Here is a 26,845-nt window from a genome sequence, read left to right as displayed (position 1 = left end):
AACCACAGGCGCCCGCTCGTGCGATCCACCGAGAAGGCGTCGTGCCAGGTTCCGCCGTCGGCACTGACTTTGAGCCTCAGGTCGTCGTCGCCGACCAGGCCCAGCTCGGCCCGCCCGCCCCAGCCGCTCTGGAACAGCAGGGACAGGACATCGCTCGCCCCCTGCTTGTTAAAGGTGAAGCGCAGGTCGCCGTCGCCGCCGCTCTCGCTCTCCAGCGCCGTCCACAGCGCCTTGTTCAGCCGGGCGGCGATGACGTTGGTCGCGTCCGCCTCCGTGTTCACGCCCAAACGGGTCAGGTTCTGCAAGGCCGTGACCGGCTCCGCGCCTGTCGACAGCGGTGCCCAGTCGCCCGCCCGACGAACCATCACCTCCTCGCTATCCAGCACCACGGCCAGCAGACCGTCCGGCGCCGGGACCACGATCCAGCCCCCGGCCTCGGCCCGCATCAGACTGCCTGCCGGTCGCCCGCCCCAGTCCGCGCCGGTCGCGCCGGATGGTAGGATGTAGAGCGCGCCGTCTGCGGGCGCGGCGGGTTGGGCCGTCACCGTGCGGCTGACCACCGCCGTCTGGGTCAGGGCATCCAGACGCGTCAGCGCCTCATTCAAGGTTACGTGTTTCTGCAGTTGTCCGGCGGCCAGATAGGGCAGGCCCAGCCGCGCGCTGGCGTCGTCGCTCATCGAATGATCTCCAAAGATTGGAGGACCAGTCTGCTCAGCCCCGCCGCCACGGCGCGTTGAAGGGACGCAGCGAACGGCAAACCCGGTAAATTCCCGGCATTGGCCCCTCAGATTGTGCGCGAGGTTCCTGGTCGAGCACGCAGCGCTCGACACGCGCCGCCCCGGTCGGATAGGCCAAGAGCGCGGTCCGCCGCGTTTGCTCCGCGAGGACGTTCGTTTGATCTCACCCTTGAAGGCCGCGATCCACCTGGCGGCGCTGGGCCTGCTGGCTGCGCCCGCCGCCGTCGCCTTGGCGGCGCTGACCCGCATCGGCCATCGCTGGACCGATATTCTGGCCCAGTTCCCAGCCCCGGCCCTGGCCGCGACCCTGGTTCTGAGCCTGCTCTATGCCGTGCTGCGGCTGCGGCCAGCCATGATCGCGAGCCTGGCTGTCACCGCGCTTCTGATCCTCGCCGTCTGGCCCCAATGGTTCCCTCGCGGCGGCGCCCTGCCCCGCGAAGGCGCGCCGACGCTGACCCTCTATTCCGCAAACCTGTGGGCCTGGAACGAAGACGTGGAGGCGATCACCCGGTCCATCGCCGAGGCCGACCCCGACATCGTGGTTTTGGTCGAGCTCGGCGACGCGCCCTCGGCTCAACTGGATCGCGTGCTGGCGGGCTATCCCCATCGCGTCCTCAACGCCCGCGTGGACCGGCCCAGCGGCGCGGCGCGCGCGGCCATCGCCTCACGCTATCCCCTGACCGCTGTCCCCGACCGGCCCGATGGCCTGGTCTCGGTCGCGGCGGTCGCCCAGACCCCGCTCGGCCCCGTCAACATCATCGGCGCCCACCTGACCCGGCCCTGGCCCTTCCAGTATCAGTGGGGCCAGATCAACCAGGCGACGGCCCTGGCCGCCATCCGCCGCGACATGACCGGCCCGGTCATCGCGGCGGGCGATTTCAACAGCGTGTCCAGCGCCCGGATCGGTCGTCAGATTCAGGCCGAGACGGGTCTGATCCCCGCCCCTGGCTGGCCCGGCACCTGGCCCTCGGCGGCGCCCTCAGCGGTCGGCATGACCATCGACCAGGTCTGGCGCTCGCCCGATCTGGCCCTGCTGGAGCGCAGGCTGGGCCGCAAGACCGGCTCGGACCACCGCCCGGTCGTCACCCGCTTTACGCTGGCGGCAGAAGCGCCCTGATCCGATCCTCGTGGCCGTGGTCAGGGAAGTCGTCTCCGATCCAGCCGTCCTCAAAGGCCTTCAGCACCCGCCCCGTCTCCGGCCCCGGCTTCAAGCCCAGCCGCGCCAGATCACGCCCGCCCACCGGCATGGTCGGGCGCACCCAGGCCTGCGCCAGAGCCACCAGTCGCCGCGCGCCGTCAGGATCACCCCCCGCCGCCCAGGCGCGCATGATGCGGTCCTCGAAGGCCTGACGCCCGTCGCGATAGATCAGCGCCCGTGCCTGGGCGTCGGTCAGGCGCGTGGTCGTCTCGCCACTGACCGCCTCGACCAGCCGGTCGCGCTGGGCGTTGGACAGGCGCAGAGCGCGCGCAATCTCAGCGACCCGCGCGGGATCAGCGGGCAATAAGGCCGACAGCCGCAGCACCGCATCCCCGCTCAAGTCCGTCATCGCCTCGAACAGCATCAGATCAGTGGGTTGCCTCAGCACCCGCCTCAGCACCCCCGCCGCATCCATCAGCCGCCCCGCCGGACGCGGATCGGGCGCGGCCAGCAGCTTCAACAGTTCCTTGGACACCCGCTCCGCCGACAACTGCTCGACGCCCTCGGCCAGGGCCGCACAGGCTGCCACCGCCGCCGCATCGGGCGCGCCCCGCCCGTACCAGGCATAGAACCGATAGAAGCGCAGGATGCGCAGATAGTCCTCGCGGATGCGGCCCTCGGGTTCGCCGACAAAGACGATCCGCCCCGCCATGGCGTCGTCGAACCCCTGGCCGGTGGGGTCCAGAATGACGCCGTCCGCATCGGCATAGAGGGCGTTCAGCCTGAAATCGCGCCGCCCCGCATCCTCGCTCCAGTCCGTGGTGAAGGCCACCGTGGCGCGTCGCCCGTCGGTCGAGACGTCCCGGCGCAGGCTGGTGATCTCAAACGGCTGATGCTCCGAGATCGCCGTCACCGTGCCGTGCTCGATGCCGGTCGGGACCGATCTCAATCCCGCCGCCTTCAGCGCCGCGACCACGGCGTCAGGCGTCAGGGTGGTGGCGATGTCGATGTCGTCGATGGGAGCCCCGATCAGGGCGTTGCGCACGCAGCCGCCGACGAAGCGGGCGCAGTCCGGGCCGCCCCCCGCCGCCAGCGCCGCCATGACCGCCCGCGTCGCCGGGGCCGTCAACCAGTCCTGACCTTGCAGCCGATGGCTCACGCGGCGTCCTCGGCCGCCGCCGACAGGGGCTCGATTTCGTCGCCGTAAAGGCGTCCGAACAGGCCCTTCAGAATGCCCGCCGTCACGCCCCAGATGTAGCGTTCCTCGAACGGCATAGCCCAGAACCAGCGCCGCGCGCCGCCCTCGGGATCATAGAAGTCGCGGCGGTGATTGACCGGGTCCATCAGGAAGTCCCACGGCACCTCGAACACCTCGGCCACCTCGTCCGGCGACGGCTTGACCTGCGGCGGGGCGGTCAGCCAGCCGACCACCGGCGTGACCAGAAACCCCGTCCCCGTTTCATAGGGATCGCCCATCCCCACCAGTTCGACCACGCCGGGGTCCAGCGAAACCTCTTCGAAGGCTTCGCGCAGGGCCGCCTGTCCCGCCGTCTCGCCAGGGTCCAGCCGTCCGCCGGGAAAGGCGATCTGGCCGGTGTGGCTGGCCAGACTGTCCGAGCGCCGCGTCATCAGCACCGTGGGGCCGTCGTCATGCATGATGATAGGCACCAGAACCGCAGCGGGCCGCAGTTCGCGCGTCGGCCGCGCCGCGCCCGGGTTCAGGTCGTAGTCCGAGCGGATGGCCGTTCGCTCGGGGCTCCAGGACTCCACTGGGTCCAGCCGGGCCTCCAGCCGCGCCCTCAGACTGTCGCAGCTCATTCCAGTGCTCCCAGAACGAAGGCCTCGCCGCCGGACCGCACCCGCAGTCGCCCCTCCGCCGCCTCGGCCCGGTCGACCAGCTCATAGAAGACCGGCCGCGCGATCCGCGCCCACAGATCGGCCCGAACATGGACGCGCGGCGCCGGTTCGCCGGTCGCGGCGTCGGTCTCGACAATGATCGGATGGTCCGCCCCAGCCTCGACCACGTCGCCCACATCGGTCGTGAAGCGCAACACGCCGTCAACCGCCTGCATCGTGATCGCCCGGAACGGCAGGTCCTCGACCCTGATCTTCAGCTTCTCGACGGGCGTGACCAGATGATAGCCGTCCGGGTCCTTCCTCAGCACGGTCGAGAACAACCGCACCAGTTCCGTCCGACCGATGGGGGAGCCTTCGTGCATCCACACCCCGTCAGCGCGGATCAGGATGTCGATGTCGCCGCAATGCTCGGGATGCCAAAGATGCACTGGCGGCAGCCCCCGCCCCGGCGCCTGACGCGCGGCTTCAGCCACGCTGGACAGGCCCGACGATGTCTCTGGGTTCGTCATGAGCGAACTATGGGGCGCGTCGCCCGGCAAAGGAAGGTCGAACGGCCCTCAGGCGACCGGATGAACCGGACCGACCGGCGCGACATCCGTGATCGGCAGCCACATGATCCGACGTCGATCCACCGGCCCGCTGAAGACGGCGTCTGGCGCGGCCACAAAGCCGAAGCGCGAGAAATAGGGCGGGTCGCCGATCAGCAGGACGCCGTCCAGTTTCATCGCCCTGGCCTCCTCGACGCAGGCCTGCACCAGTTCCGCACCCAGCCCGCCGCGACGGCTGGATGCATCCACAGCGATGGGACCGAGGAAGATCGAGCGCGCCTCGCCCGCCATGATCGACCACAGGCGCACCGAGCCGATCAGCCGCTCGCCCTCGAAGGCGGTGAAGCCGACGGCCAGTTGAGCGGCCTCCCGCAGCCGCTCCGCCGTCTTGGCGAACCGACCGGGACCAAAGGCCGCCAGCACCAGGGCGTCGATCGCCGCCGCATCCCCCGATCGTTCTCGCTCGATGCGGACGGGGGCGGCGGACTCGACGGAGACTGGGAGGGCGACAGCGTTCATGCGCGGCGCCTAGACCCCCAGCCCCCTCGAATCAATCGCGTTCGCGAGAAATCAGCCGGCTTTCGAGAAATCCGGGGCCCGTTTCTGGCTGAAGGCCATGAAGGCCTCCATCGCTTCGGGGCTGCGCATCTGCGAGCCAAAGGCCTGGGCCTCGCGCTGCATCAGGCCCCACAGGGCCTCCGCGTCGCGCATCAGGGCCTTGGTCTTGCGGATCGAGTTGGGCGCCCGCTGGGCCAGCTTGTCGGCCAACTGGCGCGCCGTGGCGTCGACCTGATCGGCCGGAACCGCGCGGTTGGCCAGACCCCAGGCCAGGGCCGTCTTGCCGTCAATCGCCTCGCCCAGGGCGAACAGTTCAAACGCCCGCTGGTGGCCGACGGTCGCCGGCAACAGCAACGACGACGCCGCCTCGGGCGCCAGGGCCAGGTTGACGAAGGGAACCGACAGCAAGGCGTCCTCGGCCACCACCACCATGTCGCAATGCAGCAGCAGGGTCAGGCCGATGCCCACGGCCCGTCCCCGCACCGCCGCCACGGCGGGCTTGTCCAGATCAGCCAGGGCCTTGAGGAAGCGGAACACCCCCATCTCGACCAGATCGCCGCTGCTCTGCGAGCCCAGGGCGATGAAGTCGGCGATGTCGTTGCCGGCCGAAAAGGCGTCGCCCTCGCTGCGGAACAGGACCACGCGCACGGCGTCGTCCACCTTGGCCCGCTCAGTCGCCTCGGCCAGGGCCGTGTACATGGCCTGGGTGATGGCGTTCTTCTTGTCCGCCCGGTCGAAGATGACCGTCAGGACGCCGCCGTCCAGTTCGACCTTGATGTGTTCGCTCATTTCGCCGCCTCCGTCAGTGTCCACCAATCGACGCCCGCCTCATCACGGTCACGCCGGGCCCGCCCCTCGCGGGCCAGATAGTTCAAGTGCGCGATCGCCTCACCCGTCGCCATGCTCAGCACCTCGTCGCCCACCGGGCGCGCGAACAGGGCCGAGAAGACGTCAACGGCGCGAGACGGCGTCTTCAGCGTCCGCTCCAGCCGCTTCAATGCGGTCTCATGCCCCCGGATCAGGGCCTCCAGCCGGGTCGTGACGCCGTAAAAGGGCTCGCCGTGCGACGGCAGGACGAACAGGTCGCCCGGCAGCCGAGCCTTCAGCGCCTCAAGCGAGCGCAGCCATTCCCCTAGGGGATCGCCCTCGGGCTCGGTCGGCCAGACGGAGACGTTCGAGGAAATGCGCGGCAGGATCTGATCGCCGGACAACAGGACGCCGTCGCGCTCACGCCACAGGCAGACGTGCTCGGGGCTGTGTCCTTCGCCGATCACCACCTGCCAGTCGTCATCGCCGATACGCAACACATCGTTTTCCGTCAGACGCATATAGGCCGAAGGCATGGCCGCCACCGCCTTGCCGAAACCGCCATAGCCGGTGCGCCAACGGGCGATCTGCTCTTCGTTCCAGCCCGCGGCGCGATAGAAGACCGCGCCCTCGTCAGGGGCCGGCCGGCCCTCGTCGGCGATCAGCATCCGCGCCGTCACATATTCAAGCCGCGACATCAGCAGCGGCGCATCGAACCGCGCGCACAGCCAACCCGCCAGGCCGATATGATCGGGATGCATATGGGTGCAGATGACCCGCTTGACCGGCTTGCCGCCCAGCGGCCCGACAAACGCCGCCTCCCAGCCCTCGCGTGAGGCGCTGGTCTTCAAGCCTGTATCCACTAGGGTCCAGCCGTCGCCATCCGCCAGGGCGTAGACATTGATATGGTTCAGCGTCATCGGCAGCGGCAGGCGCAGCCACAGCACCCCCGGCGCGACCTCGACCGCCTGACCAGCCTCTGGCGGCGGTCCCGACGGATAGGTCAGGCCGCGCAGGGTCGTCGCCGCCTCGTCACTCATCACGCCGTCCGCCAAGTCAGTCTCCAATCGCAACTGATCGACATAAGCGAATTGCGCCCGTCAGGTCCAGCGGCGCAATCCAAGGCCACGGCCGCGCTTGACCGCTCATCCCTGGAGCGTCATGGATTTCACGATTTCTTGAGGCGGAGGAGCCCCTTTCGTGACCATCAAACATTTGAGCCAGACCCTGTGCGTCGCGGTCGCCCTGTCGCTGACGACGCTCACCCCGGTTCTGGCGGCGTCGCCCATGGACCAGCGCGCCCAGCGTGAACGCGCTAACGAGGACGACTCAGCGAACCAAAACCGCTCGCGTCAGGACCGCCGTCGCGCTCGTGAAGCCGCGCCCGATCCGGCTGCCGCCCTGGCCGCAGCGCAAGGCTTCCTCACCGCAGCCAACAAGGACTGTCAGGCGACCGAAGCCAAGCTGCTGGGCCAGACCGCGGAAAAAATCAGCCTCTACGAAGCCGTCTGCGCCACCGGCCCCGGCTATATCATCATCGGCTCCACCCCGCCTGAGGCGCTTGATTGCCTGATCCTCGCCTCCCAGGCCGACAAGAAGCGTCAGGCGGACCCCGCCGCCGACGTCGGCACCGTCTGCACCCTGCCCGCTAACGACAATGCAATGGCGGTCTTCACCGCCTATGCCCAGGAAGCCGGCGTTCCGTGTCAGGTGGATCAGGGCGCTGTGATCGGCGCCACGTCGGATGGTAGCCTAGTGTACGAAATCGGCTGCGCCGGCGTCGACGGCTACAGAATTGAACGCGCCGCATCCGGCTGGGAGAAAACCGAGTGCCTGCAGGTGCTGGTCCAGAACGCCACCTGCACCTTCACCACCCCGACTGAGCAGGCCGCGACCGTGAAATCGTGGTTGGCCGGAACGGACGCCGCCGCTTGCGACGTCCAGCAGGTTCGCCTGATGGGCCAGAACGACAATGGCCGCTTCTATGAAGCCTCCTGCGCTGCTGGCGACGGCTTCATCGCGCGCACCGACGCCGCGCACGCCGTCCAGCAGATATATCCGTGCGCCGTGGCTGAAAAAATCGGCGGCGGCTGCAAGCTGACCACGACGCCTCCGGCTGCGACGCCGCAAGCCTAAGCCAGGCCTGATCGTCGAACGAACAAGACGCCGCCGGAGCGATCCGGCGGCGTCTTTGTTTTCACCAACCCCTTCACGGTGAACGCGGCTCGCCTTAGCCTTGGGGCCATGCGCATCGCCACCTGGAACGTAAACTCGGTCAACGCCCGCCTGCCCACCGTGCTGGCCTGGCTGGAAGCCGCCAATCCTGACGTCGTCTGCTTCCAGGAGATCAAATGCGTGGACGAGAAATTCCCGCGCGAAGCCTTCGAGAGCCTGGGCTACAACGTCGAGACCCACGGTCAGAAGACCTATAACGGCGTCGCCATCCTGTCGAAATTCCCGCTGTCCGACATCCGGCGCGGCCTGCCCGGCGACGACGCAGACGAACAGGCCCGTTATCTGGAGGCCGTCATAGAGGCCCCGGTTCCGGTGCGCGTGGCGTCCATCTATCTGCCCAACGGCAATCCCGTCGGCACGGAGAAGTTTCCCTACAAGCTGGCCTGGTTCCAGCGTCTGCAAGACCACGCCAAGGCCCTGCTGGCCTATGAAGAGCCGCTGGCCCTGTGCGGCGACTACAACTGCATCCTGACGCCCGACGATGCGGCCAAGCCCGAGGACTGGGTCAACGACGCCCTGTTCCAGCCGGAAACGCGCGCGGCGCTGAACGCCATGAAGTGGCTGGGCCTGTCTGACGCCCACGAGCTCGGCGGCGAGCCCAAGGGCACCTACACCTTCTGGGACTACCAGGCCGGCGCCTGGCAGAGGAACAACGGCATCCGCATCGACTACGCCCTGCTGTCGCCGCAGGCCGTTGACCGCTTCCGCGCCATCGAAACCCACCGCGAGGCCCGCGACATGGACAAGCCCAGCGACCACGTCCCCGTCGTGGTCGACCTCGATCTGGACGCCTGACCCATGGGCGAGACGTTCAGGGTCATCCTGCTGATCGCCCTGACCGCCGCCTTCCTGACCACGGGCGCCCTGATGCTGTCCTGGTGGATGGAGCCAGACCGGCGGCTGAAGCGGGCGCTGATGAAGACCTTGGGGGTCAAGGCCGACACCGAGGCCCTGTCCCCGGCGCAGGGCCGCGCCGCCGGTCTGGATTTCGACGGCGGCCAGGTGGTGGTGCTATGGAAGCGCGGTTCACAGGGCCTGGTTTACGCCTTTGACGAGGTCGAGGGCGGCGAGATCATCGTCGACGGCCATGTCGTCGCCCGCGCCCGACGCGGCGCCGTGCGCAAGGATCTGGACATCGTCGTGCCCGAGGCGGAACAGGTGGTCTTACGCCTCATGTTCGACGATACGCGCAATCCAGAGTTCGAACTGGCCCTGTGGAACGCCGACCTGCCGGCCTCGACCGGCTCTCCGTCCGAGGCGCTGCGACTGGGGCGCCGCTGGTTGTCGCACGTCGAAGCCTTGATGAAGCGCTGATCGCCCTTCGCGCCCCCCTTCCCGGCCTCGTCGTGGAAGGCTAGAAGCCGCCTCTACTGTTTACTGTGTTTTCAGGAGCCCGCCGTGGCCCGTCTCTTCGACGCCTACATCATCGCAGACTGGACCGCCGCCGAAGGCAAGAAGCTGGGCGAGCAGACCCTGTGGGTCGGCGTCGCCAAGCGCGACGTGCGTTTCCGCCTCTATACCGAGACCCACAACGTCGCCACGCGCGCCGAGGGCGAAGCCCTGATCGCCGACCTGCTGGCTGAACACAGGAAGCGCGGCGACCGCGTCCTGGTCGGCTTCGACTTCGACTTCGGCTTCCCCGCCGGCACGGCTGCGCGTCTCAAGCTGGACGGTCGGCCGTGGGAGGCCATGGGCAAGTTCCTGGCCGCCAACATCGTCGACAAGGCCGACAACACCAACAACCGCTATCAGGTCGCGGCCAAGATGAACCGGCTGATGACCGACCAGCCCTGGCCCTTCTGGGGCGCGCCCGCCAGTCAGGCCCAACGCTGGCTGACCACGACCAAGCCGCCCGAAGGCGCCGGCGCCGACATCCCCGAATTCCGCGCCACCGAAGTCGCCGCGCGCAAGGACAAGCTGCCGCCCAAGAGCGTCTGGCAGATGCACGGCGCGGGCGCCGTCGGCGGCCTGACCCTGCTGGGCGTGCCCATGCTGCGCCGCTTGCTGGACAAGCTGGGCGCCTCCGCCGCCGTCTGGCCCTTCAACACCGGCTGGCGTGAATTGACCGAGGCCGACGTCGAACCCCTGTCGGCCGTCGTGGTCGAGGTCTGGCCCGCCCTGTTCGACGCCAAGCGCAAGATCAACGGCGAAGGCGTCAAGGAATACAAGACCCAAGCCCAGGTCCGCACCGCCGCCGAAGCCTTCGCCCAGATGGACGACGCCGGCACGCTGCAAAAGGCCTTCGCCCCGCCGAAGACGGCCGACGAGGCCCTAGTGGCTCAGGTCGAAAGCGAAGAAGGCTGGATCCTGGGGGTCTGAAGACCGGGCCTCAGACGCTCCTCGCCGGCTCAAGGCAAGGAGCGTCGCCGGCCTATTTCAGAACCGGCAGCTCGATATAGGACGCCTGATCGCCGGCATGGTGCACGGCGTTGTCTGCGACCACGCCGTTACGCTCCGTCTCATTCGCTCCCCCCGTGTTCAGGTTCCGCACGAACTTGGGGAAGTTGGAGCTGGTCACTTCGACCCGGATACGGTGGCCGGGCTGGAAGGTGTTGCTGATGGTCATTGGGGTCGGCTGAACGGTCGCCACCTCACCCGGCGTCAACATGGCGGGCCGATCGAAGCCATTGCGATAGCGCGCCCGGATGATGGTGTCGCCCAGGATGTAGGCTGTGCCGTCAGGCGCCACATCCACCAGCTTGACCGCATAGTCCGTGTCCGGCGCCGAGGAAGACACCTTCAGCACGGCGTCGACAAATCCAGTCACCTGCATCGGCTGTGTCAGGACGTCCGAGGTATAAACCAGCACGTCGTTTCGAGCCTCGATCTGACGCTGGTCATAGGCCCCGGCGAGAACCAGACCGCCATTGCAGCAGTCGCCGCCGCCGATAGTCTGAACCGGATTCATCGGATCATAGCGATATCGGTCCGGCGCCTCGCCTGCCGGCGGAGCCTCCAGGCTTAGACGGCCATCGCCGTTCAGACTGTTGGCGCCACCGCTCGAGCGTAGGTACATGCGCACGGTCTTGACCTCCGCGGGCGGCCATTGCGCCGCCGACCGCCAGCGGTTCTCGCCCATGTTGAAGTACTGGACGTGCGGCGTGCTTTCCGAAAACGCTCCGCGCTCGCCCTTCAGCCAGCGGTCGAACCAGGCATGAACCATGGCGTCGCTGTCAAAGCTGGCGTCCCCCAGATCGCGATCACCCGATCGGAAATTCGGCCCCAGTGCGGCAAAGGCGCAGTGGTTGTTCGGCCCGACCACCACATACTGATTGGCGGCCGCCTCGGCATCCTGGGTGGTGGAGCGCGCATGGTTGAACAACTCCATGTTCGGCCCGATCGAGACGTCATACCAACTGTTGAACCAGAGCGACGGCACGCCCCAGCCCATGTCATCGTGATAAAGACCGCCCTCGCGCCAGGCCGGGTCCGCCGGCGTGCGGGCGATCAGCGTTTCGAAGGTCGCGGGCGGCTCGCCCAGATCCGCCAGCATCTCGCTGACAGGCAGGTGACGGATCTGGCTAGACCACTTCACCTCAGGCTTCTTGGCGTCCAGATCGTTGTAGCGGACGATGCGCGCCCGCTCTTCCTGATCCAGGCCAGAGGGAATCTGTGCACGCTGAGGATTGTCGACGCCATACAGCCAGATGAAGAACAGGTTGCGCGGCACGCCGCCGGTGTACCAGTTGCCCTGCTCCTGGAAGCGACCGACCTTGCCGATCCCGGCGGCCGCCGCCTGCGGCACCATGGCGGCGTGGGCGGGATGGTTCTGCGCCGCCAGGGCCAGTTGCCATTCAGCCGACGACGAACAGCCCAAGGTGCCGACCTTGCCGTTCGACCAGGGTTGCGCCGCGATCCATGTCAGCGAGTCATAGCCGTCAGTCTGCGGATAGCCGAGGATTTCATACTCGCCCTCCGAGAAATAGCGCCCCCGCTCGTTCTGCACCACAAAGGCATAGCCACGGCTGACCCAGGTCAGGGCGTTGCGCGTGGTGCGCGGGCTGTAGGCCAGTTCGTTATAGGGCGTCTTCCACAGGATGGTGGGCAGAGGCCCCTTAGCGTCCTTGGGTCGATAGACGTTGGTGGCCAGGCCGATCCCGTCGCGCATCGGCGCCATGACGGCCATGTCCACAATGGCGATACGCCCCAGCTCCGTCTGAGCCGCCGCATCGCTGTATCTTCCATAGTCCTGCGCCGACGCCGCCATAGGCGCCATGGCGATCACCCCGGCCACGACAGCCGCTACGATCCTGTTCATGTCTCGCTCCCCCTCGACTTGAAGGCAGCAAGATAGGTCCGGTTGACCAAATGCAGCAACCTCGTTCTCAGAGCCTCAGCCGGTCAGGCCCGCGCCTCGCCCGTAATCTCGACGTACATCCGGGCGATCTCTTCCTGACGCGGACAGGTCAACTAGTTAGCCCCAACGACGCTCCCAAGACATAATATTGAAAGGCGAAGCTTTGTGTGGTCGTGTTGCTCCATGAGCGCACGTTCCACTTTTACTAGAGGCCACGCCTTACCGCGTCTGGCCTGGCTTCTGTTGTTCTTCAGCGCTTGGTCCCTAACCGCCCTGCCGACCGCCCATGCCGATGACGAGAACTGTCGGCAGGTCTCGCCGACCGTCTTCTCTATTCAAGGCGAGATCGACGACGCCATGGCCGCCTGTGTGGCGGCGCGCTTTCAGCCCACGACGACCGAGCTGGTCTTGAACAGCAGCGGCGGTTCCGTTGAAGCGGCTATCGCCATCGGTCGCCACTTTGAACGGCGCCGCCTCAGCATGCGCATTGGCAAAGAGTGCAGTTCGTCATGCGCCAACTACTTCCTGCCCCTGGCTGGCCGTTTGGAGGTTGAGCCCGGCGCGCTGATCGTCATTCACGGGGGCATGGACCCCATGCTGATTGCCGAGAGCCGCAGCCAGGGCGATCCTGAAGAGGTGGTGACAGCCCTATCCCAGCTTGCAGAGTTGCAGCTGGATTTCGCCCGAAGAAATGCAATCCACCCTGGCTGGCTGCTGTATCGAAATGCGGAGGGCACAATAGCGGACGCCCTCGACGGGACCTGGGGAGAAGCCTCCGACGCAACTCGCGCCTATATCGTGGAAGAGAAGATGGCGCGCAGTTGCTTGGCCGGCGTCGAAATCGTCCCCTTCCAGGAGGCGCTGGATCAAGGCCCTCTGAATCCCCAACGCGCCCCACGCCTGCATCAACAAGGCATCGCCCGTTCAGCCAGCGTCGCCTGCAACAGCATGGGCTGGGACGACGTCCTGCGCCCTAGCCTATCAGCACCCGCGCCGCCGCTCGCGCTTCGTCCGTGATCTCGGCGCCGGACAGCATCCGGGCGATTTCTTCCTGACGGGGATGGGGTTCCAGGACGTCGATGGAGGTGCGGGTGTGGCCGTCGTGGTCGGCCTTGCGGACCTTCCAGTGGGCGTGGCCGCGTGAGGCGACCTGAGGGCTGTGGGTGACGACCAGGACCTGGGCCCCGTTTGACAGGCGTTGCAGACGGCTGCCCACCGCCTCGGCCACGGCGCCGCCGACGCCCTGATCGACCTCGTCGAAGATCATGACCGGCTGGCGCTGGTCCTCGCGGCTGGCCAAGGCCGCCTTCATGGCCAAGGCGAAGCGGGCCAGTTCGCCGCCCGAAGCCACGGTGTCCAGGGGCCCGAAGGGCGTGCCGGCGTTGGTGGCGACCTCGAAGCGCACGGTCTCGACGCCCAGAGGGCCGCGACGGCCTTCGATAGGCTCCAGGGTCACGCGGAACCGGGCACGATCCAGCTTCAGCGGCCCCAGCTCGCCCATGACGGCGGCGGTCAGGCGGTCGCCCGCCGCCTCGCGCGCCGAGGTCAGCAACATGGCGGCCACGTCATAGGCCTCGATCGCCACGGCCACCTCCCGACGCGCATGGGTCAGGGCCTCGGCGCCATTCTCGATCAGACGCAGTTGTTCGCGCAGACGCACGCGCAGGCTCGGCAGGGCGTCGACCGTCGTGTTCAGTTTTCGCGCGGCGGCGCGCAGGGCGAACAGCCGCTCCTCGGCCTTGTCCAGACGACCCGGTTCGAAGTCGAAGGCGTCGGCGGCGGCGTCGACCGCGGCGACGGCCTCGGTCGCCTCGACCAGGGCGCGGTCCACCGCCTCGGCGGCCAGGCCCAGCTTGATGATGATGAGGTTGTCGCCCTCGGCGCCCGCCTGAACCGCGCGCTGGCGGGCGTGTTCGACGGCGCGCAGGGCCGAGGCCAGACGCTGGCTCAGCTTGTCCCCGCCCAGCAGGTTGCGGGCGTCGGCCAGATCGGCCACGGCCTTTTCCGAGGCGCCCAGGATGGCGCGTTCGCCGGCCAGTTCGGTCTCCTCGTCCGGCTGCGGGTCCAGAGCGTCGAGGTCGGCCAGGTTGAGGGCGATCTCCTCGGCCTTGGCGGCGGCTTCGGCGGCGGAGGCTTCCAGCGCATCCAGACGCCCTTGCGCGGCCTTCAGCCGTTCAGCGGCGGCGGCTACGCCCGACAGCTGGGGCTGCAAGCCGCCATAGTTGTCCAGCAGGGCGCGGTGGGTCTTCCAGTCCAGCAGGCCCACCGTCTCGTGCTGACCATGCACCTCGACCAGCAGGGCGCCGATCTCGCGCAGGGCCGTGACGCCCGCCGGTTGGTCATTGACGTAGGCCCGGCTGCGGCCGTCGGCCGAGACGACGCGGCGCAGGATCAGCTCCTCGCCCGGCGCGACCTCGAAGCCGCGCTCGGCCAGCAGGTCGATGACGGCGGCGTCGTCGGGGGCGGTGAAGACGGCGGTGGCGACCGCCTGCTTGGCGCCGGCGCGCACCAGCCCCGCGTCGCCGCGCGCCCCCAGGGCCAGACCCAGGGCGTCGAGAATGATGGACTTGCCGGCCCCGGTCTCGCCGGTCAGCACGGTCAGGCCTTCGCCGACCTCCAGGTCGAGGGCGTCGACGAGGACGACGTCACGGATCGAGAGTGTGGTCAGCATGCGCCAGCTTGATTCGACTTTACAGCCCAGTGTAGCCGGAAACAGAAGGGGAACGCAGCGTCTTTCCGCAGTTCCCCCTCAGATCAGGCCCCGCCGGGGATGATCCGCTGCAGCCAGCTTTCACGCTTGGCTTCCGGCTGGACATCCGGGCGCTGGCCGCGCTCGGTCAGCAGGGCGTAGGCTTCAGCGTACCAGGGGCTGCCCGGGTAGTTGTGGCCCAGGACGGCGGCGTTGCGGGTCGCCTCTTCGGCCAGGCCCAGGGCCACGTTGACCTCGACCAGACGATACAGGGCCTCGGGCGTGTGCGAGCTGCGCTGGAAGGCCTCATTGTTGATCACGGCCTTGTAGCGGTTCAGGGCCGCCAGCGGCTGGCTGGCGCGCTGATAGAAGCGGCCCACGGCCATTTCCTTGCCGGCCAGCTGGTCGTTGACCATGTCGATCTTGATTCGGGCGTCGGTGGCGTAGGCCGTATTGGGATAGCGACGCGCCACGTCGCGCAGACCGACCAGAGCGGCCTCGGCATAGCCCTGGTCGCGACCCACATCGACGATCTGCTCGAAGTTGCAGATGGCGCGCATGTAGAAGGCGTAGGCCGCCGACGGATTGCCGGGGAACAGAGCGATGAAGCGGTCAGCCGCCGCGATCGCGTCCTGATAGTTGTTGTTCTGATAATAGGCGTAGACCTGCATCAGGATCGCGCGGCGCGACCACTCCGAATAGGGATGCTGGCGTTCGACTTCCTGGAAATAGTCGATGGCGTCGGACCAGCGCTTGGACTGCAGGCGCTGATAGCCGGTGTTGTAGAGCGCCTCGACCGGGCGCTCTTCATAGGCCAGCTTCTGACGGGGCTTGGTTCCGGCGCAGGCGGAAACCGTCAGGGCGGCGACGGCGACCGTCATCAGGGTCAGGCCGGAACGGAACTTCGAAGCGGGCAAGGGCGACCTCTTAAGATGCCTTGGTCACAGCGCACCCCCGGTGCGCCGCTGTCGTTACGGCGACCTCTATAGCAGCGACTGCGACCATGCCAATGCAGCGAAATCCGTCATGACGGGTTGATGCAAAGCGATCCGCTGCTAAAGAGCGCGTCCAGAAACGACTGCGCTCATTGGCGCAGCGATGACGGCAAAAGGATGACCGGTAATGAAGCTGCTCTCTGGCAATTCGAACCGGACTCTGTCCCAGGCCATCGCCAGCCACCTCGACATGCCGCTGACCAAGGCTCAGGTGAAACGATTCGCCGATAACGAGGTTTTCGCCGTCATTGAAGAGAACGTCCGCGGCGAGGACGTCTTCATCATCCAGTCGACCTCCTATCCGGCCAACGACAACCTGATGGAGCTGCTGATCATGACGGACGCCCTGGTGCGGGCGTCGGGGCGGCGGATCACGGCGGTCATGCCCTACTTCGGCTATGCGCGTCAGGACCGGAAGACCGGCGGGCGCACGCCCATCTCGGCCAAGCTGGTCGCCAACATGATCACCCGCGCGGGCGCTCACCGCGTCCTGACGATGGATCTGCACGCCGGTCAGATCCAGGGCTTCTTCGACATTCCGACCGATAACCTGGTCGCGACCCCGGTGCTGGCCCAGGACATCAAGGACCACTATCCGCGCGGCGACGACCTGATGATCGTCTCGCCCGACGTCGGCGGCGTGGTGCGCGCCCGTTCGCTGGCCAAGCGCCTCGACGCCGATCTGGCCATCGTCGACAAGCGCCGCCCCAAGGCGGGCGAGAGCGAAGTCATGAACATCATCGGCGACGTCGAAGGCCGCCGCTGCATCCTGTTCGACGACATCGTCGATTCGGGCGGCACCCTGGTCAACGCGGCTCAGGCCCTGATTGACCGCGGCGCCACCGAGGTCTCGGCCTATATCAGCCACGGCGTCCTGTCGGGACCGGCGGTTCAGCGCGTCACCAACGGCCCGCTGAAGGAGCTGGTGATCACCGATTCCATCGAACAGCCTGACGAAGTTTTGAAGTGCGGAAAGATTCGCACCGTATCCGTGGCCCCTCTGATCGGCGAAGCTATCCGCCGCATCGCCAATGAGGAATCGGTCTCGAAGCTGTTCGATTAACCTTCGAATAACCATTCCCTCAGCGATATAAGACGCTTCAGTATTCTCGGGCGCGCTTCTGCGCGCCCCGCGTTCGATTAGAGGGAAGTTCGCCGATGTCCCAGGCCTTCTTGCGCCGCGGCCTGTCCGTCGCCGCCATCGCCGCCGCCGCCATTCTGGCCAGCTGCTCGACGCCGGAGCCGGTCGCGCCGCCTCCGCCGCCGCCGACGCCCCTGCCGGCGGTCAGCCTGAACGAGAGCGTGGCTCAGGCCGCCGCGATCTATGTCTCGTTTGTGCGTGAGGTCGGCACCATCCAGGCCGGCTTCCCCGACGCGGAATCGATCCAGGCCGCGATCCGCAAGGGTGCCGCCTATGAGCCGGCCCAGTTGTCGCGCGGCATGATCGCCTACGGCTCCATCCTGGCGCTGCAGTCACCCGAATATGTCGCGGGGGTGCGCCAGTTCGGCTCCACGCCGGCCCTGCGCCAGCAGATGATCGCCAGCATCGTGGCCGACCCGGCCTATGCCGCCACCCTGCCCGGCGCAGACGCGGCAGCCGGTCTGATCACGGCGACCATGGGCAAGGACATCGCCTCCCTGACGGCCCTCGCCGAGGCCGTCGAAGGCGACGCCTACACGATCCAGGAGCGCCGCGATCCGCGTCGCCGCTGGGCCGTCACCCCCATCGCCAACCGGGATACGCGCCTGCAAAGCGCCAAGACCCTGTCGGCGGCGCAACTGCCGTCCGCCGAGGAAAGCGCCCGTCTGTTCGCCGCCGCCAACAGCGGAACGGGCCTGAACCTGACCCCCGCCAAGCGCAGCGCCCCCTTCACGCCCGCCATGGTCAACTCCCTGGCCATCGCCGCCTTGGCCGCCCTGGGAGCCGCAGGCGACGACGCCAAGCCCAATACGGACGCGTTGACGAACGAATCAAACAACGAATTCTGCACCAGCATGTCCAAGCTGATGCTGTTCCAGTGCCTGGCCGCCTCGCGCCCGAGCTATGAGGACATGTTCTGCGCGGGCCGCCACATCGTGCGCGATCTGGCCATCTGCACGGCCCAATATACGGGCCCCATGCCGGTTGCGACGACGCCGACCGTGACGGTCGCTGAAACCAATCCCACGCCGGGAAGCGGCATGAGCTGAGGCGATGGCGGGCTGAAACCGACCGGGGCGGTTGCGTCCTCCCCCTGATCCGTGTAATAGCCCGCCCTCTTGAATTCGAGGGTTCATGACCCCGCTGCGCGGGCCCCGGTTGGCGCGGCGTTACTGTTGTTATTGAGGCGAGCCCGATGGCCGAGATCATTCTGAACGTTGACGTCCGCGAAGGCGCAGGCACCGGCAGCGCACGCGCTGTTCGTCGCTCGGGCGCTGTGCCTGGCATCCTGTACGGTGGCGACAAGGCCCCCGTCTCGATCTCGGTGAACGAGAAGGACTTCCGCAAGTCCCTCTACACCGGCAAGCTGCTGGGCCACCTGGTGACCCTGAAGTACGGCGACGAGACCCAGCCGGTCATCGCCAAGACGGTCCAGTTCGACCCCGTGTCGGACCGCCCGCTGCACTTCGACCTGATGCGCGTCGACGCCAACGCCCCGGTCAAGATCGAGATCGCCGTTCACTTCAAGAACGCTGACGAAGCCCCCTTCACCCGCGCCGGCGGCATGCTGGAAATCGTCCGTCACTCGGTCGAAATCCTGGTCGCCGCCGACCTGATCCCCGACGAGCTGGTCGTTGACCTGAAGGGTCGCGAAATCGGCGAGAACATCCGTATCTCGGACATCGACCTGCCCAAGGGCGCGACGACGGTCATCGCCGACCGCGACTTCATGATCGCCACGATCAAGAACTCGGCCGCTGGTCAGTCGGACGCCGGCGACACCACCGCCGAAGGCGAAGCAGAAGCCTAAGAGTTTTCTTCGTCGGAAGATTTCAGCCCCGCCCGGTTCGCCGGCGCGGGGCTTTTCTTTGCCCGGATCAGCGGGCATGAGGTCCGCATGATCATCATCGCCGGTCTGGGCAATCCGGGCCCCAAATACGAAAAGAACCGCCACAACATCGGCTTCATGGCCGTGGACGAGATCGCGCGTCGCTGGCGCTTCGGTCCTGAGCGGGCCAAGTTCCAGTCCATCATCAGCGAAGGCGAGGTCGACAGCGCCGACGGCCCGGTCAAGGTCCTGCTGATGAAGCCTCAGACCTATATGAACGAGAGCGGCCGCGCGGTCGGCGAGGCGGCGCGCTTCTACAAGATCAAGCCCAGCGAAATCATCGTCTTCCACGACGAGATCGACCTGGCCCCCGGCCGTTTCCGCATGAAAACCGGCGGCGGCGCAGCGGGTCAGAACGGCGTCCGCAGCCTGATCAGCCACCTGGGCGCCGACTTCCGCCGGGGCCGCATGGGCGTCGGCCATCCGGGCGAGAGCCACCTCGTCATGCCCCACGTCCTGGGCGACTTCCACAAGGCCGAGAAGCCCTGGCTGGACGCCCTGCTGCAAGCCTGCGCCGACGCCCTGCCCTTCGCCGTGGCGGGCGACGACGAACGCTATCAGGGCGAGGTCATGCGCCTGGCCCCCGCGCCGAAGTTCAGCCCCAGGCAGGCGGCGCGGGGGGAGTAAGCCCCTCTCCCGATGGGAGAGGGCTTGAGCGCCCGAGAGCCGGAGGCGATCGGCTGCGCGAAAGGGTGAGGGTTCGCGGCTCCAGTCGGCGTGAGCCGTAGCGATGTCTGCGTGAAATCAGCCGGGAAGCGCGCCCACGTTCGAGCGACGGCTTTCAGCCGACATCGACCGTCGCCCCTCACCCTTTCGCCTTGCCAGTCGCTGCGCTCCTGGAGGCTCAAGCCCTCTCCCATCGGGAGAGGGTGGCATTCTTCAATCCGTCGTCGTCCACGCCGCCTTCAGCGTCGCCGCGCCATTGGCGGGCACGGTCAGGGTCCAGACCGGATAGCCGGTGTCGTCGATACGACTGCGGATCGACTGGCTGCGGATGCGGAAGCCGCGCGACATCGCCGCGTCGGCGACCAGTTCGACGGTGACGGGCTCGGCGCGGGCGTTGGTGACGGTGGTCTCGATCTCGGAACGGTCCGTCGTCACCGCTCCGCGCGTCGAGCTGGTCGACTTCACCAGCCGCGTCTGCACCCGCACGTCGGGCGATTCGCCGAACGACAGACGCACCGGCAGGCCCACGCCCTTGTCCTCGAACCGGTCCTGACCGGCCAGCAGGACGCCGCCCGCCCCGTCCGGCTGCATCACCGCCACCGAGCCGCCCGGCAGGGCCAGGCCGAGCCCGGCAGCTTCTTCATTCCTGAGCTTTAACACGATGCCAGTCGGACGGGCTTCGTCGTCGTTGTTCAGCACGCTGGCGCGATAGAGCCGCTCATAGGCCACGCCCTCGCGCTCCAGAAAGCGCACCTGCTTGGTCTGGCGCGCTGCCACGGTGGTCGGCTCCGGCAGGGTGTAGATCTTGTAGTCGCCCAGTTCACCCTGACGGGCGACGCGGTTGCCGGTGACGATGACCTCTTCTCGAACCCTTAGTGCCGACGGAGCCGGCATTGGCGGCCCGCTGTACTCGACCCGGTCTTCCTTCAGGGCCGCTCCAATGTATGCATTGCCGTAGTCCTCGCCCGATCCCAAGGTCGTCGTCCCCTGCGGCCAGCACTGGTTCTGCTGATAGCGCACCACCGGCTCCACCGGCACGGTCCCCGCGTCCTTCCTCAGCGTCCCTGCCACCACCTGCACCGGGGCGTCAGGGAAGCCCGTCCCGCCGAAGTTGGCCAGCGTCACCCATCCGGTCAGGTCCAGCGTCCCGTCCGACGGGTCCAGACGCGCCACATAGTCCGCCGACCACTGCAGCCCCGTCGCCAGATAGGCCAGGGTCACGGTGTGGCGCCCGGCCCGCTCGGCCCGCGTGCGGACCGACAGCACCGGCTGGTCGCCCAGCCCCTCGGGCATGCGGTCGAAGATGACGCGCTCGGTCTGGCCGGAACAGTCCAGGGCCTCGAACCGGCCATCGATCTCCAGCACCGTGCCTTGCGCCCCCGCGCGGATCACGGCGGCCTTTTCGACCTGTTCGCCGGTTGCCGGGTTGGTGCGGACGACGCGCACCACCTCGCCCACCGACTTCTCCATCAGGCTGGCGGGCGACAGCAGGTCGAAGTCGGCGTTGCGCTCGACCACATGGGCGGGCAGGCCCTCCAGCACCGCGCTCTGCGGCACCACGCCAGTAGCCAGACCCCGGAAACGGATGATCCCCTCGCCCGCGGGCAGATCGACGGTGCGCGTCTCGACGATCAGGGCCAGGCCCTCACGGTCCAGCCGGCTCCACGGCTGACGCGACTGCTCCATCAGGGCGACCGTATCGACCGGCTGGTCGCGGTAGATGACCACGGTCGCCGTGTCCGGGCGCGCGGAGACGCTTTCGGTCTGCGCCCACACCGAGGGCGCCAGGACGGTCAGGGCCGTGGTGATCGCCAGAAGGCGGCGCATCGGATCAGCCGCCGGTCGTGATGGTCGCGGTCAGCTTGGTCTCGCCGTTGGCCGGCACAGGCACGCGCCAGACGACAGTGCGGGCGTCGCGCATCTCGCCCTCGATGCTCTGATCGCTCAGCTCGGTGTCGCGGCCCAGACCGCGCTGGCGCACCTCGACCGTCACCGGCTCGGGCCGGGCGTTGCGGACCGTGTATTCCATCGCATAGCGGGTGCGGAAATAGTCCACCAGGCGCTTGGACGTGCGCTCGGACGAGACCAGACGCGGCTGCACCGTCACGTCAAAGGCGTCTCCGGTCGTGACCACGATCTCGGACCCGGCGGGGGAGTGATCCACCTGATCCTCGCCGATGAAGCGCGGCTCGCCCGCCTCGTCCTTGACATAGACGCGCATGACCCCCGCCGGCAGGGCGAGGGCGGCGTTGCCCGATCCATTCAAGAAGATGACGCCGACCTCGGCCGCGACCGGCTCCTCGAAGGTCTGGAAGCCGTCGATAACGTTCAGATAGCGCTTGGTCGCGGGCACGCCCGCCGCGTCGATCAGGCCGACCTGCTTGGTCTGGTTGTTGGCGACGGTGACGGCTTCCGGCAGCGGATAGACATAGACGTCGGCCAGGGCGCCCTGCCCGCCCGTCTGCGTGCCGTTGCCGCGCTGGCCGGGCCGCACCACGCCGCGCGGGTTGTAGCCGCCCTGGTTGATCAGGTTGACGTCGCCCGCCACCACCCGCGTCTGGGCGTTCGAGAAGGTCGCGCCGGAGTTGTTGGTGATGGTGATCCAGCCGGTCAGGTCCAGCTTGCCGGCCTTCTCGTCGAACCGCGCGACATAGTCGGCCTTCCACGCCAGGCCGGTGGTCAGATAGCTGAGCGTCGTCTCGCGACGGCCGGCGCCTTCGGCGTCCAGGGTGACGCTGAGAGTCGGGCGCGGACGCAGATTTTCCGGCACCCGGTCAAAGATGACCCGCGTCGGCACCCCGTCGTCGCGCAGCACCTCGATCCGGTTGCCGATCTGCAAGACCACGCCCTGATTCGCCGCCAGGACGCGGGCGCGCTCGGTGGTCTGCGCCCCCGAGCCGGGGTTGGTGCGGACGATGCCGATGTCGCCGCCGACGGCGCTTTCCATCAGCTTGCCCGGCGTCAGCAGGTCATAGTCGAAGTTCTGCTCGACCACCGACAGGCCGCGTCCCGACAGGCCGACCGTCTCGGGCCGGATGCTGGCCGACACGCCCGGAAACTCCTGACGCGAGCGCCCGGCGGGCACGTTCAGGTTCCGCACGTCCTCCACCAGGGCGATGTTCTGATTATAGACGGTCAGGGAGACGCGGTCGGGACCGCCCGGCCCCTCCTCCACCTGTTGCGCCCCTGCTTGAGAAGGGAAGACGGGCGCGGCCAGCAGCATGGCGACGGCGAAGGGTCCGAGTGCGCGGATCATGAGGTCTTCCCTGAGCGTTTCGGGGGCCACGCTGACACGGAGAAACGGCCGTTGTCGAGGGTGCGCGGCGTCCCGTCGCTCTAGCTTCACATTGCGGGAAGGTTTAAGCCCCGGCCTGTGACCCGGTCCCAGAGTGAAAACTGGTCGATTGCGCGCTCGCTGGCCTTCCTGGCCGCGACGTTCGCCATCGTGATCGGAACCCTGCTGCCGTTCGCGGCCCTGGCGGCCTCGGTTCCCGGTCAGCCCATCGTCATCTGCTCGGCCGAGGGGCCGCAGACAATCCAGACGGGCGGCGTCGACGGCCCGGCCAAGCAGCACGTCGGGGCCAAGTGCGCCGCCTGCGTCATGCCCCTGCTGGCCGCCCTGCCCGAACCGCCGGCCCCCGCTCCAGCTCCCGCCGTCCGCATGGTCGCGCCGGTCGCCTATGCGCCCTTCCGCGTCAGCCCTCCGCCGCCGGCCCGCGCCCCGCCGCGCCCGCCGTCCACCGCCCCTCCCCACGCCTGAAAACCAGACCTATCGACGCCGCGCGCCTGCTGACGGGCCGCGCGGCTGCATTTCTGTTTTCAGGATTCCAGTTTCATGTCTTTCAAGACCACTGCGGCGCCGTGCGCGCTGCTCATCGGCGCCTGCCTGGCGCCGAGCTTCGCCTTTGCCTCCGACCTGCCCGAAAGTGACGGCCCGGCCACCGTCGTCGACAGCATCATCGTCACTGGCCGCCGCAACGCCGAGGACCCCGCCGTCGTGGCCGAGGCGCGCGACCGTCTCAGCCGCACCCCCGGCGCCGTCGCCGTCGTCTCGGCCGAGAGCTATGCCGACCGCTTCGCCCAGGGCTTTGCCGACACCCTGAGGAACGTCCCCGGCGTCCTCGCCCAGAAACGCTATGGCGAGGAAAGCCGACTCTCCATTCGCGGCTCCGGCATCGCCCAGGGCTTCCACCAGCGCGGCGTCCTGTTCGCCCAGGACGGCGTGCCCTTCGCCGACGCCGACGGCTTCTCCGATTTCCAGAGCGTGGACGCGCTGAGCGCCCGCTACATCGAGGTGTGGAAGGGGTCGAACACCCTGCGCTTCGGCGGGGCGCAGCTGGGCGGGGCGATCAACCTGGTCACGCCGACGGGCCGTACGGCGCTGCAAGAGAACCTGCTTCAGCTGGAAGGCGGCAGCTTCGAATCCTGGCGCGGCCACGCCGCCATCGCGCGCACGCACGGCGATTGGGACGTCTACGCCGCCGTTACCGGGATGCAGAGCGACGGCTGGCGCGACCACAGCGAACAGTCGCAAGGCCGGCTGACCGTCAACGCCGGGCGTTCGTTCGGCGAGGACCGCGAGGTGCGCCTGATCGCCCAGGCGGCGGACATCAAGCAGGACATCCCCGGCGCCCTGACGCTGGATCAGGCGCTGAAGACGCCGCGCATGGCCTCGACCTCAGCCCTGACCGGGGATCAGGCCCGCGACCTGACGGTCAAGCGCCTGACGCTGCAGACGCGCTGGCGCTTCAACGAGACCACCCTGTTCGAAGGCGCGGTCTGGGGCTGGGAGAAGTCGCTCTATCACCCGATCTTCCAGGTCGTGGATCAGGAAAGCGCCACGCGCGGCGCCTTCGCCCGCATCGACTGGACGGGTCAGGTCGCGGGTCTGCGCGCCGACGCCTTCTATGGCTTCAGCTGGCGTGACGGCGACCTGGACGCCCTGCGCTATGTCAACATCGCCGGTAATCGCGGCGCCCTGACGGCCAAGGGCAAGCAGGAGGCGACGGGGCTGGACGTCTTCGCCGAGGGGCGGCTGTTCGTCACCGACCGGCTGGCCCTGGTGGCGGGCGGGTCCTGGGGACGCGCCACGCGCGACTATCGCGACCACCTGGCCCCGGCCAATGACGACAGCATCGACTACGACTGGTTCTCGCCGCGTCTGGGCCTGTTGTGGGAAGCCGAAGACGGCGCCCAGGTCTTCGCCAACGTCACCCGCTCGGTCGAGCCGCCGACCTATGGGGCCTTGGTGCAGGCCCCGCTGGCCGGCTTCGTCCCGGTCGAGGTTCAGGACGCCTGGACCGCCGAGATCGGCACGCGCGGACGGCGCGGCGCCTTCGCCTGGGACCTGACCGCCTATCGCAGCCAGATCGACGGCGAGATGCTGAACTTCATCACCGGCCCGGACATTCCCGCCGCCACCTTCAACGCCGACAAGACGATCCACCAGGGGATCGAGGCCGGTCTGGACTGGCGCCTGCCCGTAGAACTGGCGGACGGCTCCCTGCTGCTGCGCCAGACCTGGACCTGGAGCGACTTCCGCTTCGACGGCGATGCGCGCTGGGGCGACAACCGCCTGCCGGTGGTGCCCGAGCATCAGTACCGGGCCGAGCTGACCTGGCGTCACCCCTCCGGCGTCTTTGTCACGCCTTCGGTCGAGTGGCGGATCAGCAGCCCCTATGTCGACTACGCCAATAAGGCGAAGGCGCCGAACTATGCGGTGTTGGGCTTGACCGGCGGGTTCAACATCGGGTCCCACGCCTCGGTCTATGTCGACGCCCGCAACCTGACGAACGAACGCTACGTCGGCGAGTTCTCCGCCGTGACCGTCGGCGACGCATCCAGCGCCGTCTTCTTCCCCGGCGAGGGACGCTCCGTCTTCATCGGCGTCAGGCTGGCCTACTGATGGGCCGTCCCGCCAAAAGCAGGGGCGAGGCGCCGGACATCATGTCCGGCGCCTATCGCGCGGTCTGGCGCTGGCACTTCTACGCCGGGGTGCTGGTCATGCCCTTCCTGATGCTGCTGACGCTGACCGGGGCTCTCTACCTATTCAAGGACGAGATCGATCAGGCCGTCTATCGCGCCATGATCCAGGTCCCGCTCAGCGCGCAGACGGCCGATCCCGATCAGTGGCTGGCGGCGGCGGCCCTCGCTGGACAGGGACGAGCCGCGAACGTCTTGGTCCCGGCGCAATCCAATCAGGCCGTGCGCATCCGCGTGGATCGCCCGGACGGTTCGCGCCGGACCGTCTTCGTCGATCCTCATACGGCCCGCGTCACGGGCGTCACCGCCTATGGCGGCGTGACCGAGACGATCAAGACGCTGCATTCCCTCAGCCTGGTCGGCGGGCCGGTCGGCAAGGCGCTGAACATCCTGGTCGAGATCGTCGCGGGCTGGGCCGTCATCCTGTGCGCCACCGGCCTCTATCTGTGGTGGCCGCGCCGGAGAACAGGGGCGGTGCTGCGGCTTCAGGAAACCGATGCGGGTCGTCGCCCTTTCTGGCGCGACCTGCACGCCGTGACCGGCTTCTATGTCGGCGGGGTGATCATTTTCCTGGCGGTGACGGGCATGCCCTGGTCCGCCGTCTGGGGCGATCAGTTCATGGGGGTGATGCGCGGCACAGGTCTGGGCCGTCCGCCCGCGCCCGCCGCCGCCAGCCCCTGGAGCCATGCCAAGCCGCACGACGCCCCGGCCGGCGTGGGCTGGACGCTGGAGAAGGCCGTCCTGCCCGCACCTGCTCACGGCCATGCAGCCCCCAGCCTGAGCCGCGTGCTGGAAACCACGCGTGAACGGGGCCTGCCCCGCCCCTTCACCGTCAGCATCCCGCAATCGTCCGACCTGGCCTGGACCGTCGCGCGCCAGACGCGCCAGGCCGAGGACGCGCGCAGCCTCTATGTCGACGGCGCGACCGGGGCGGTGAAGGCCGACCTGCGCTGGGAACAGTTCGGCCTCATGGCCAAGGGCTTTGAGTGGGGCATCGCCGTCCACCAGGGGATGCAGTACGGCTGGATCAACCGCATCCTGATGCTGGTGGGCTGCATCGCCGTCTGGGTGCTGGCGATCAGCGGTCTGGTCATGTGGTGGAAACGTCGCCCGCCCAGCCTGTCGCGCCGTCGCCTGGGCGCCCCGCCCTCGCCCCCCGGCGCTCGCGCCCGAACCGCGGTGCTGTGCATCGTCATTCCCCTGTCCATCCTCTATCCCTTGACGGGACTGAGCCTTGTGGCCGCCCTGCTGCTCGATCGAGTCGTACGGACGTTCGCCGGGTCCAAGACCGTCGCCTCCTAGAAAGG

Annotated in this window: 25 protein-coding genes; 13 read left to right on the top strand and 12 right to left on the bottom strand. The window is 68.0% G+C overall.

All coding sequences use genetic code 11. The features are described 5' to 3' along the window. On the bottom strand, positions 1–677 hold a 677-nt coding region (locus DXK21_RS17025), incomplete at its 3' end, for a DUF2793 domain-containing protein (protein ID WP_162790590.1). A gap of 217 nt (positions 678–894) precedes the next feature. On the opposite strand from DXK21_RS17025, the gene DXK21_RS06340 reads away from it, so the two are divergent. Next, on the top strand, positions 895–1,854 hold the full coding sequence (locus tag DXK21_RS06340) for an endonuclease/exonuclease/phosphatase family protein (RefSeq protein ID WP_245945126.1): 960 nt from the start codon (positions 895–897) through the stop codon (positions 1,852–1,854). Here DXK21_RS06340 and DXK21_RS17020 read toward each other — a convergent pair. The 6 genes from DXK21_RS17020 to DXK21_RS06310 are packed head-to-tail and all read right to left on the bottom strand — an operon-like array spanning position 1,829 to position 6,700. Beyond that, positions 1,829–3,034 carry a CCA tRNA nucleotidyltransferase gene (locus tag DXK21_RS17020; protein WP_114816931.1) on the bottom strand — a complete coding sequence of 402 codons (1,206 nt, stop codon included), beginning with the start codon at positions 3,032–3,034 and terminating at the stop codon, positions 1,829–1,831. The genes DXK21_RS06340 and DXK21_RS17020 overlap by 26 nt on opposite strands. Further along, entirely contained in the window at positions 3,031–3,693 is a 663-nt protein-coding gene (locus DXK21_RS06330) for a CoA pyrophosphatase (protein WP_114816930.1), read from the bottom strand. The genes DXK21_RS17020 and DXK21_RS06330 overlap by 4 nt, the downstream gene beginning before the upstream one ends. Further along, a complete protein-coding gene (locus DXK21_RS06325; RefSeq protein ID WP_211305982.1) occupies positions 3,690–4,241 on the bottom strand; it encodes a DUF1285 domain-containing protein in 552 nt (183 codons plus the stop codon). Before DXK21_RS06325 ends, DXK21_RS06330 begins: the two co-directional genes overlap by 4 nt. A 48-nt stretch (positions 4,242–4,289) precedes the next feature. Then, the gene (locus tag DXK21_RS06320; RefSeq protein ID WP_114816929.1) at positions 4,290–4,799 is read right to left on the bottom strand and encodes a GNAT family N-acetyltransferase; all 510 of its coding nucleotides are present in this window, start codon (positions 4,797–4,799) and stop codon (positions 4,290–4,292) included. Between the two features lie 51 nt (positions 4,800–4,850). Further along, on the bottom strand, positions 4,851–5,627 hold the full coding sequence (locus tag DXK21_RS06315) for an enoyl-CoA hydratase (protein WP_114816928.1): 777 nt from the start codon (positions 5,625–5,627) through the stop codon (positions 4,851–4,853). Continuing rightward, complete coding sequence (locus DXK21_RS06310) at positions 5,624–6,700, bottom strand: MBL fold metallo-hydrolase (protein ID WP_245945125.1); 1,077 nt, start codon at positions 6,698–6,700, stop codon at positions 5,624–5,626. Before DXK21_RS06310 ends, DXK21_RS06315 begins: the two co-directional genes overlap by 4 nt. A 145-nt stretch (positions 6,701–6,845) precedes the next feature. Between DXK21_RS06310 and DXK21_RS06305 the strand changes: the two genes are divergently transcribed. The 4 genes from DXK21_RS06305 (at position 6,846) to DXK21_RS06290 (ending at position 10,199) form a co-directional block, all read left to right on the top strand. Beyond that, positions 6,846–7,781, top strand: coding sequence for a hypothetical protein (locus DXK21_RS06305; protein ID WP_245945124.1), 936 nt, complete (start codon positions 6,846–6,848; stop codon positions 7,779–7,781). Positions 7,782–7,889: 108 nt separating this feature from the next. After that, entirely contained in the window at positions 7,890–8,675 is a 786-nt protein-coding gene (locus DXK21_RS06300; protein WP_114816927.1) for an exodeoxyribonuclease III, read from the top strand. A gap of 3 nt (positions 8,676–8,678) precedes the next feature. Continuing rightward, positions 8,679–9,194, top strand: a complete 516-nt coding sequence (locus tag DXK21_RS06295) for a hypothetical protein (RefSeq protein WP_114816926.1) — start codon at positions 8,679–8,681, stop codon at positions 9,192–9,194. Positions 9,195–9,278: 84 nt separating this feature from the next. Next, the gene (locus DXK21_RS06290) at positions 9,279–10,199 is read left to right on the top strand and encodes a cobalamin biosynthesis protein CbiG (protein ID WP_114816925.1); all 921 of its coding nucleotides are present in this window, start codon (positions 9,279–9,281) and stop codon (positions 10,197–10,199) included. Between the two features lie 52 nt (positions 10,200–10,251). Here the strand turns inward: DXK21_RS06290 and DXK21_RS06285 are convergent, their stop codons facing one another. After that, positions 10,252–12,138 (bottom strand): CocE/NonD family hydrolase, encoded by a 1,887-nt coding sequence (locus tag DXK21_RS06285; RefSeq protein WP_114816924.1) that lies wholly within the window; start codon positions 12,136–12,138, stop codon positions 10,252–10,254. A 222-nt stretch (positions 12,139–12,360) separates the two neighbouring features. Between DXK21_RS06285 and DXK21_RS06280 the strand changes: the two genes are divergently transcribed. After that, entirely contained in the window at positions 12,361–13,194 is an 834-nt protein-coding gene (locus DXK21_RS06280) for a hypothetical protein (protein ID WP_114816923.1), read from the top strand. Here the strand turns inward: DXK21_RS06280 and recN are convergent. Then, the gene (gene recN, locus DXK21_RS06275; RefSeq protein ID WP_114816922.1) at positions 13,151–14,848 is read right to left on the bottom strand and encodes a DNA repair protein RecN; all 1,698 of its coding nucleotides are present in this window, start codon (positions 14,846–14,848) and stop codon (positions 13,151–13,153) included. The genes DXK21_RS06280 and recN overlap by 44 nt on opposite strands. 83 nt (positions 14,849–14,931) lie before the next feature. Then, positions 14,932–15,747 (bottom strand): outer membrane protein assembly factor BamD, encoded by an 816-nt coding sequence (locus DXK21_RS06270; protein ID WP_114816939.1) that lies wholly within the window; start codon positions 15,745–15,747, stop codon positions 14,932–14,934. A gap of 241 nt (positions 15,748–15,988) precedes the next feature. On the opposite strand from DXK21_RS06270, the gene DXK21_RS06265 reads away from it, so the two are divergent. From DXK21_RS06265 to pth, 4 genes are all read left to right on the top strand, one after another. Then, the gene (locus DXK21_RS06265; RefSeq protein ID WP_114816921.1) at positions 15,989–16,924 is read left to right on the top strand and encodes a ribose-phosphate pyrophosphokinase; all 936 of its coding nucleotides are present in this window, start codon (positions 15,989–15,991) and stop codon (positions 16,922–16,924) included. A gap of 95 nt (positions 16,925–17,019) precedes the next feature. Continuing rightward, a complete protein-coding gene (locus DXK21_RS06260; RefSeq protein ID WP_114816920.1) occupies positions 17,020–18,051 on the top strand; it encodes a hypothetical protein in 1,032 nt (343 codons plus the stop codon). A 146-nt stretch (positions 18,052–18,197) separates the two neighbouring features. Then, a complete protein-coding gene (locus tag DXK21_RS06255; RefSeq protein ID WP_114816919.1) occupies positions 18,198–18,812 on the top strand; it encodes a 50S ribosomal protein L25/general stress protein Ctc in 615 nt (204 codons plus the stop codon). 87 nt (positions 18,813–18,899) lie between these two features. Continuing rightward, positions 18,900–19,517, top strand: a complete 618-nt coding sequence (gene pth, locus DXK21_RS06250) for an aminoacyl-tRNA hydrolase (RefSeq protein ID WP_114816918.1) — start codon at positions 18,900–18,902, stop codon at positions 19,515–19,517. Positions 19,518–19,769: 252 nt separating this feature from the next. Here pth and DXK21_RS06245 read toward each other — a convergent pair whose 3' ends face one another. Together DXK21_RS06245 and DXK21_RS06240 are read right to left on the bottom strand one after the other, a co-directional pair. Next, positions 19,770–21,383 (bottom strand): DUF4139 domain-containing protein, encoded by a 1,614-nt coding sequence (locus tag DXK21_RS06245; RefSeq protein ID WP_114816917.1) that lies wholly within the window; start codon positions 21,381–21,383, stop codon positions 19,770–19,772. Positions 21,384–21,387: 4 nt separating this feature from the next. Further along, a complete protein-coding gene (locus tag DXK21_RS06240) occupies positions 21,388–22,812 on the bottom strand; it encodes a DUF4139 domain-containing protein (RefSeq protein WP_114816916.1) in 1,425 nt (474 codons plus the stop codon). 117 nt (positions 22,813–22,929) lie between these two features. Here DXK21_RS06240 and DXK21_RS06235 point away from each other — a divergent pair, with 117 nt between their 5' ends. The 3 genes from DXK21_RS06235 to DXK21_RS06225 all read left to right on the top strand — a co-directional run bounded on the left by DXK21_RS06235 (position 22,930) and on the right by DXK21_RS06225 (position 26,840). Further along, a complete protein-coding gene (locus tag DXK21_RS06235; RefSeq protein WP_114816915.1) occupies positions 22,930–23,316 on the top strand; it encodes a hypothetical protein in 387 nt (128 codons plus the stop codon). Between the two features lie 75 nt (positions 23,317–23,391). Further along, positions 23,392–25,461, top strand: coding sequence for a TonB-dependent receptor family protein (locus DXK21_RS06230; RefSeq protein WP_114816914.1), 2,070 nt, complete (start codon positions 23,392–23,394; stop codon positions 25,459–25,461). Beyond that, complete coding sequence (locus tag DXK21_RS06225; RefSeq protein ID WP_114816913.1) at positions 25,461–26,840, top strand: PepSY-associated TM helix domain-containing protein; 1,380 nt, start codon at positions 25,461–25,463, stop codon at positions 26,838–26,840. Before DXK21_RS06230 ends, DXK21_RS06225 begins: the two co-directional genes overlap by 1 nt. The last annotated feature ends 5 nt before the right edge of the window (positions 26,841–26,845 follow it).

Origin of the sequence: Brevundimonas bullata, from assembly GCF_003350205.1 — a bacterium.
In the GTDB taxonomy this organism is placed as follows: Bacteria; Pseudomonadota; Alphaproteobacteria; order Caulobacterales; family Caulobacteraceae; genus Brevundimonas; species Brevundimonas bullata.
The sequence above is the reverse complement of the archived record's forward strand: the minus strand, read 5'-3'. Positions and strand labels throughout refer to the sequence as shown.

Coding starts and splice junctions, on each gene's coding strand:
- DXK21_RS06285 (WP_114816924.1), bottom strand. CDS start 12,138: ATGAACAGGATCGTAGCGGCTGTCGTGGCCGGGGTGATCGCCATGGCG.
- DXK21_RS06320 (WP_114816929.1), bottom strand. CDS start 4,799: ATGAACGCTGTCGCCCTCCCAGTCTCCGTCGAGTCCGCCGCCCCCGTC.
- DXK21_RS06280 (WP_114816923.1), top strand. CDS start 12,361: ATGAGCGCACGTTCCACTTTTACTAGAGGCCACGCCTTACCGCGTCTG.
- DXK21_RS06225 (WP_114816913.1), top strand. CDS start 25,461: ATGGGCCGTCCCGCCAAAAGCAGGGGCGAGGCGCCGGACATCATGTCC.
- DXK21_RS06230 (WP_114816914.1), top strand. CDS start 23,392: ATGTCTTTCAAGACCACTGCGGCGCCGTGCGCGCTGCTCATCGGCGCC.
- DXK21_RS06265 (WP_114816921.1), top strand. CDS start 15,989: ATGAAGCTGCTCTCTGGCAATTCGAACCGGACTCTGTCCCAGGCCATC.
- DXK21_RS06295 (WP_114816926.1), top strand. CDS start 8,679: ATGGGCGAGACGTTCAGGGTCATCCTGCTGATCGCCCTGACCGCCGCC.
- DXK21_RS06330 (WP_114816930.1), bottom strand. CDS start 3,693: ATGAGCTGCGACAGTCTGAGGGCGCGGCTGGAGGCCCGGCTGGACCCA.
- DXK21_RS06315 (WP_114816928.1), bottom strand. CDS start 5,627: ATGAGCGAACACATCAAGGTCGAACTGGACGGCGGCGTCCTGACGGTC.
- DXK21_RS06245 (WP_114816917.1), bottom strand. CDS start 21,383: ATGCGCCGCCTTCTGGCGATCACCACGGCCCTGACCGTCCTGGCGCCC.
- DXK21_RS06255 (WP_114816919.1), top strand. CDS start 18,198: ATGGCCGAGATCATTCTGAACGTTGACGTCCGCGAAGGCGCAGGCACC.
- pth (WP_114816918.1), top strand. CDS start 18,900: ATGATCATCATCGCCGGTCTGGGCAATCCGGGCCCCAAATACGAAAAG.
- DXK21_RS06270 (WP_114816939.1), bottom strand. CDS start 15,747: ATGACGGTCGCCGTCGCCGCCCTGACGGTTTCCGCCTGCGCCGGAACC.
- DXK21_RS06260 (WP_114816920.1), top strand. CDS start 17,020: ATGTCCCAGGCCTTCTTGCGCCGCGGCCTGTCCGTCGCCGCCATCGCC.
- DXK21_RS06300 (WP_114816927.1), top strand. CDS start 7,890: ATGCGCATCGCCACCTGGAACGTAAACTCGGTCAACGCCCGCCTGCCC.
- DXK21_RS06240 (WP_114816916.1), bottom strand. CDS start 22,812: ATGATCCGCGCACTCGGACCCTTCGCCGTCGCCATGCTGCTGGCCGCG.
- recN (WP_114816922.1), bottom strand. CDS start 14,848: ATGCTGACCACACTCTCGATCCGTGACGTCGTCCTCGTCGACGCCCTC.
- DXK21_RS06325 (WP_211305982.1), bottom strand. CDS start 4,241: ATGACGAACCCAGAGACATCGTCGGGCCTGTCCAGCGTGGCTGAAGCC.